The sequence below is a fragment of the Candidatus Chloroploca asiatica genome (genome assembly GCF_002532075.1).
Taxonomy (GTDB): Bacteria; Chloroflexota; Chloroflexia; order Chloroflexales; family Chloroflexaceae; genus Chloroploca; species Chloroploca asiatica.
In genome coordinates this window covers 1-1,315 of sequence record NZ_LYXE01000028.1, presented here as the reverse complement: position 1 = coordinate 1,315, position 1,315 = coordinate 1, and the positions used below count along the sequence as shown (strand labels likewise).

General features: G+C 61.8%; 1 protein-coding gene. It reads left to right on the top strand.

Going from position 1 to position 1,315, the window contains the following annotated elements; all coding sequences use genetic code 11:
* The first annotated feature begins 108 nt into the window (after positions 1–108).
* Positions 109–1,299, top strand: coding sequence for an ISAs1 family transposase (locus tag A9Q02_RS02250; protein WP_097650747.1), 1,191 nt, complete (start codon positions 109–111; stop codon positions 1,297–1,299).
* Positions 1,300–1,315: the final 16 nt, after the last annotated feature.

Sequence of the window (1,315 nt, the reverse complement as noted above, 5' to 3'; positions counted from 1 at the left end):
CAGGGCTGATGCAAAGTCAGAGCCAGCAGCGGCAACCGACACCATGTGAACACCTTTGCGGTAGGATGAAGATGGAAACCAAGCATCAAACCGCATGAGGTGTTCACCATGAATGCTACCACAGTGACCGTGCAGCCGTTTGGGAGCGAGCAGCCGTTGACCTTGGATCTTGCCGCCATCTACCAGCAGTTTCAACAGGTGCCGGATCTGCGCCACCGTCGGGGTGTCCGCTACCCCTTGGCAGTCATGCTCACCATTGCGCTGTGGGCCAAACTCGCAGGAGCCAATCAACTGCGCGCCATTGCCGAGTGGGCCCGCGAGCGCCAGGACGAATTGGCGGCCCAGTTTGCCTTGCCGCGTACCACGATGCCGCATCCGACGACGTGGAGCCGGGTGCTCGCCTCGGCCGTGGCGGCGGAGGCCCTGGATCATGCGCTCATGCCCCTGCTGCTGCCACCTCCAACGGGTGAGGTTCCTGCCCGTGCCAGTCAGCAGATCGCCCTCGATGGCAAGGCCGTGCGCGGAACCATCCCGCGTGGTTACAGCCAGGGCGTCCACCTGCTCAGCGCCTCTGCCGTCGAGACCGGGGTCGTGGTGGCGCAGGAGTCCGTCACCAGCAAAGAAAACGAACTGGTGGCCGCTCCGCGATTGCTCAAACGCCTGAACCTGCAAGGCACGATCATCAGTGGGGACGCCATGTTTGCCCAGCGCAGCCTGAGCATCCAGGTGGTGGAAGATGGCGGCGACTACTGCTGGATTGTCAAGGAGAACCAGCCAACCCTCTTTGCTGACCTCAAACTGCTGTTCAGTCCGAAGGTTATCCCGGTTGCGAAAGGCTTCAGTCCCATTCCACTCGATTTCATCACGGTCGAGCAGTGCGACAAGGGGCATGGACGACGGGAATATCGGCAACTGACCACGAGTTGTCTCTTGGAAGGCTATAGCGATTGGCCCTATCTGGCGCAGGCCTTTCGGATGGTGCGGATCGTCTATCAGGGGCGCGATTTCAGTTGTGAGGAGCGCTATGGCATCACCAGTGCGCCACGGAGCGCAGTCAGTGCCCGCCGGCTGCTGGAGGTCGTACGCGGTCACTGGCAGATTGAGAACGGGCTGCATTATCGTCGCGATGTCACGTTAGGCGAAGATGCCTCGCAGGTGCGCATGGGTCAGGCTCCCCATATCCTCGCTTGCCTGAACAATGCCGTCTGCGCGTTGGCCACCCGTGGCGGTCAGTCGAACCTGGCCGCGTTGCAGCGGTCGTTGGCAGCCGCCATCGACCGCCTCTTGTTCCGGGCCTGACTTTGCATCAGCCCTG

Excerpts from the sequence above, each read along its gene's own strand:
- A9Q02_RS02250 (WP_097650747.1), top strand. The coding sequence starts at position 109 with ATGAATGCTACCACAGTGACCGTGCAGCCGTTTGGGAGCGAGCAGCCG.